The sequence below is a fragment of the Frankia sp. CcWB3 genome (assembly GCF_977927595.1).
In genome coordinates, this window is sequence record NZ_CDWRCK010000317.1 from 1 (window position 1) to 4,139 (window position 4,139).

The following is a 4,139-nucleotide window of genomic DNA, read 5'->3' on the forward strand; positions in this document are numbered from 1 at the left end:
ATCCAATATTTGCTCATCTGGCAGCGCGCCGCCCTACTCTCCGGCGGACCCCCTGGGAAGAGCGATAACCAGCAGGGTCGTGCGGGATGATCGGCTGAATAGCATTCGCGGTCCAGCGCAAAGGGGCCGGGTCTACCAGAGCTCGGTTTACCAGAATTCGGTGTTTACCAGAGTTCGGTGAGTGCGGCGAACAGCTGAAGCCGGTGCTGTAGCCAGCCGAGGGTGCGGAAGTTGCCGCCGAGGCTGGCGGGCGGGTTGCTGAGCAGGGTGTCCCGACGTAGGAGATCAGCAAAGTCGATGGTGGCGCCTACGGCTCCGGGCACGTTCGCGCGGGCCAGGATCGCGAGCATTTCGCTGGCCATGATGCCGTAGCCGATGCTGGTGGGGTGGACGCCGTCGAGCGCGATAAGACCTCCCTGGGTGCGGCCCCGGGCGTCGGAGAGGAAGAACCGGGTGTCGGGCCGGGGGTGCAGCTCGCGGAGCGCCTGGGGTAACGGATAGGGGCCGTACCGGTTCCACCAACTCGGCCGGGTGGTCGGGTCGTCGAGATAGCGGCGGTAGGCGAGCCGGTCCAGCAAGGCGCACAGGTCGAAGACCCGCCAGTCGTCACCGGCCTGCCGGTGCGCCCTGACGTGCTCGATGATGACTTGGTTGTACATGTCGATGGCGCTGTCGATCTGCCGGCACTGCGTCCCGGTCAGGCAGGGGTCGGCAGTGTCGAACTGGTCGTCGCTGATCCAGGCGTAGGTGTAGCGGGCGAAGTATCGCGAGCCTTCCGGCTTGTCGCCGACCCCGCGGGCGAGCGGTGCGACGGTGACGTGGGGGACGGTGACCAGCACGACATGCCGGGCTCCCACCTTTTCGATTTCGGTGACGAGCTGGTCGTACTCCTGCTGGAAGTGGGCGGGGCGCCATACCGTGTAGGCGTTCTTCCCGTTCAGGTCGGCGAAGTCGTCTCCGCTCCAGGCCAGCCGTAGCCCCAGAACGCTGGACAGCGCGTTGTTAGCCCCGAGGGCGACCACGAGCGTGCCGACGCCCTCGGCACCGAGTTGCTGCGCCGCCGTCAGCTGGGTGGTACCCGGGTCGCTGGGGCCGGCCAGGGTGCGCAGGGCAGCGATCGGCCCGTCGTTCTGGACCAGGAGCCTGCGCGGATTCCAGGACCGGCGGGCGGGGTGCTCGGCCAGCTGTTCCTGGCACCAGCCGACGTTCTTCGAGAGTGCGTCGCGGACATCCCAGCCGTAGATCGCGAGATTGTGGTTGAATTCCGCCTGCTCGACGGGGAGCCGGCCCGGGCCGAAGTCCCAGTAGCGTTGCACCCCCCGCGCCTGGGTGTACAGCGTGACTATCAGACGTAGCGCGTGCGCCGGTAGCGGCCGGCCCTTGGTAATGGTGTCCGCGTGGCGCAGCAACTCCTCCATGTTGAGGGGGAGGCCGGCGCAGCCATCCGGCCCGGGATAGACCGGATAGCGAAACGGCGTCACCCCCATCGCCTCGGCCAGTAGAGCCGGCCACGACCGGTCGGTGTTGCGGACCGCCAGATTCTGGAAGCCATGGGTGAGCGAATCACCGATCGTCATGAGCGGATGGGCGACATCCACGTCGGACTCGACGGTGAACTCAATGCCGAGGTCGTCCCGAACAGGCTCCGGAGCCTCCGCGCTGATCACCAGCTCGTCCGGCGCTGGCACCTCCGGCACGGACATCGCGGCTCTACCTTCCCCCAACCCACGATTTCCCCGACCCACGATGCGTGAGTCGCCCCGAGGTCGAGAGCGCCATTGTGCACCCACGCACCTGTCCAGGTCCCCGAGTCCCCGGAGACCCGAGCCCCCGGGGACCTGCTCGACCACCGGGATCGTCGAGTTCGACTCCGTGAACCGGAGGGGGTTGGCCGTGACGACGGGGTGTCCTCCCGAGGCGTCGTGTGGGTCAGCTCGGCGCACCCGGTGGCCGCCCGCCGGGCGCGCCGGACGGTGGCTGGCCGCCGGGGGCACCGGCGGGCTGGCCGCTGGACGGGGTGGTCGTGGTGTCGACGCCGACGGCGAGGGAGACCGTGTAGCCGCTGGTGACGTTGCCGGCCACGGTGGCGAGCTGGCGGGCGCCGTCGTCGTCCCCGAAGACGTTGTCGCTGTCGAGACTGACCTGCGACAGGTTCGCGATCGACGCCTCGTAGCCCTGCTGCGCGTAGACCTGGTCGCAGACGTTCTTCGGCAGGGCGACCTGGGACGTGGCGATCGCTTTGGTGGCGTCGGTGATGCTGGCCTGGTCGGGGTAGACCTCGAAGTGGATGTGTGGCCAGCGTCCGCTGTAGCAGGCCGGGAAGATGCTGGTGAAGCGCACCTTCCCGGCCTTGTCGGCGATCTGGACGCCGCGCAGGTAGTTCTGGTCGGTGATGCCGTTGGTGTACATCGAGTAGCGGCCTTCGCGGTCACAGTGCCACACGTAGACGGCCACTCCCGAGAAGGGGACGCCGCCGGCGAGGTCGGTGATGGTCAGCTCCAGCGTCATGGGGACGCCTTCGGCGGTGCCGGTGGCTCCCCCCGAAGCTGGACCGGATGTCGCTGCGGACCACGCCGCTCTGCTCGAGCACGTCCGGCCCGTTGGAACCGTCGCCCGGGTAGCGGCTAGCCGTCTCCTGGGGGATCTCCCTGGACGCCCCGCTGGTCGAGGCGGATGATGACGTGCTGGGCGACGCGGTGGAGCCGGACGATCCCGAGGCTTCGGGGCCCCGCCTGTCCCGCAGGCTGTCAGGCCCGCCGTCGCGGCACCGAGGCCGAGAAAGGTCAGCATCCGTCGCCGGCTCAGCAGCGTGCCGAGGTCGAAGCCCAGTCCCTGGTCGACGGCCTCCTCCTCGGGCCGGGGCAGGGGACGCCCCTCGTACGTCGGCCTCCGGCCGTCCCGCTGGTAGTCCGCCATGCGCTCTCCTTGAGATCGACTGATCCTGTGCCTTCACCATGGCGGGACAGTCTTTGCCCGCACTGTGCGCCCGCTGTGCCGCGGCTGTGCGTACCAGGTCCCCATCACGGCGGCGGGAAGACCGGCCAGCACGGGCCGGCCAGCACGGGCCGGGCCGTATGACGGTACCGGTGGGGCTGAGGCTGGCTACGGGATGGTCCATTCGCGCACGGTGACGATGTCCAGCCTGCGTTCCACGACGGCGCCTGCCGGCCAGCCGTCGACGAGCCGGGTCAGCTCGTCGGCCAGCGATTCGGAGCCGACGGCGTGCCACCTCTGCGCGGCGAGGCCCGCCCGTAGGGCCTCGGCGTAGGAGCTCCGGCTCATCTCGGCGATGTCGCGAACCATCGCCGTCGTCGTCGCGAGGTGCGAGGACAGTCCCGTGAACGACCGCCTACAGCCACATCCGCCGTCGGGGTCCGCCCAGTCGATCGCGTAGACCAGGCCGATCCACACCAGTTCCCCCTCGGCACAGTGGTTGAAGTCATTGTCGCGTTGGCCCTGGGTGGCCGCGGTCGCGGTCAGATCTTCATGTCGGCTCCTCGGGGCAGGGAGGTATCAGCAGGAACGGGCACGAGACCGGTCACTGCTGTTCGTCGCGGCGACCCGCGCCCGCGACGACCTGGCGATCTTCTGGCATGGCCGGCCAAGCCCGTTCCTGGCCGCCGCTTGGACGCGGCGTCGCGCCGTTGGGTCGAGCTTGCGCAACTGACGAAGCGCATGCGGGGCGATGCCGACCGGGTACCTCAGGCCAGCCCGAGGTCGGCCTTGACGGCCGCGACCCGCCGGCCACGGCGGGCGAGGCAGGCCGGCGTGTGGTCGGCGCGAACCTGGTCGATGATCGCCGTGAGCCGCTCCCGGGCCTCCGGCACGCTCAGTTTAGGCGACACGGTCATGCACTCAACGTACACGCAGGGTATCTTCCTGTATGTGGACATCCCTGCCGGTCTGACCGATCTGGCCCGGGTAGGTCAGCCGGCCGAGGCGTCCGGATCGTAGGCGAGGTTGGGGCGCAGCCATCTCTCGACGTCGGAGATCTTCAGGCCCCGCCGTCGGGCGTAGTCTTCGACCTGGTCCCGGCCGATGCGCCCGACGGTGAAGTACCGCGACGACGGATGGGCGAAGATGAGCCCGCTGACGGCGGCCGCGGGGGTCATCGCGAAGGACTCGGTCAGGCCCATCCC

4 protein-coding genes and 1 pseudogene are annotated in these 4,139 nt (G+C 69.2%); all 5 read right to left on the bottom strand.

Annotated elements, in window-relative coordinates; all coding sequences use genetic code 11:
• Positions 1-164: 164 nt before the first annotated feature.
• Complete coding sequence (locus ACY5KJ_RS18270; protein WP_462203934.1) at positions 165-1,703, bottom strand: hypothetical protein; 1,539 nt, start codon at positions 1,701-1,703, stop codon at positions 165-167.
• 226 nt (positions 1,704-1,929) lie between these two features.
• Positions 1,930-2,916: pseudogene (locus tag ACY5KJ_RS18275) on the bottom strand (intradiol ring-cleavage dioxygenase).
• Between the two features lie 186 nt (positions 2,917-3,102).
• Positions 3,103-3,480, bottom strand: a complete 378-nt coding sequence (locus ACY5KJ_RS18280) for a DUF7715 family protein (protein WP_462187945.1) — start codon at positions 3,478-3,480, stop codon at positions 3,103-3,105.
• 221 nt (positions 3,481-3,701) lie between these two features.
• Positions 3,702-3,851 (bottom strand): type II toxin-antitoxin system prevent-host-death family antitoxin, encoded by a 150-nt coding sequence (locus ACY5KJ_RS18285; protein ID WP_462187942.1) that lies wholly within the window; start codon positions 3,849-3,851, stop codon positions 3,702-3,704.
• A gap of 75 nt (positions 3,852-3,926) precedes the next feature.
• Positions 3,927-4,139, bottom strand: a 213-nt coding sequence (locus tag ACY5KJ_RS18290) for a vitamin B12 dependent-methionine synthase activation domain-containing protein (protein ID WP_462203935.1), incomplete at its 5' end; no start/stop codon positions are given.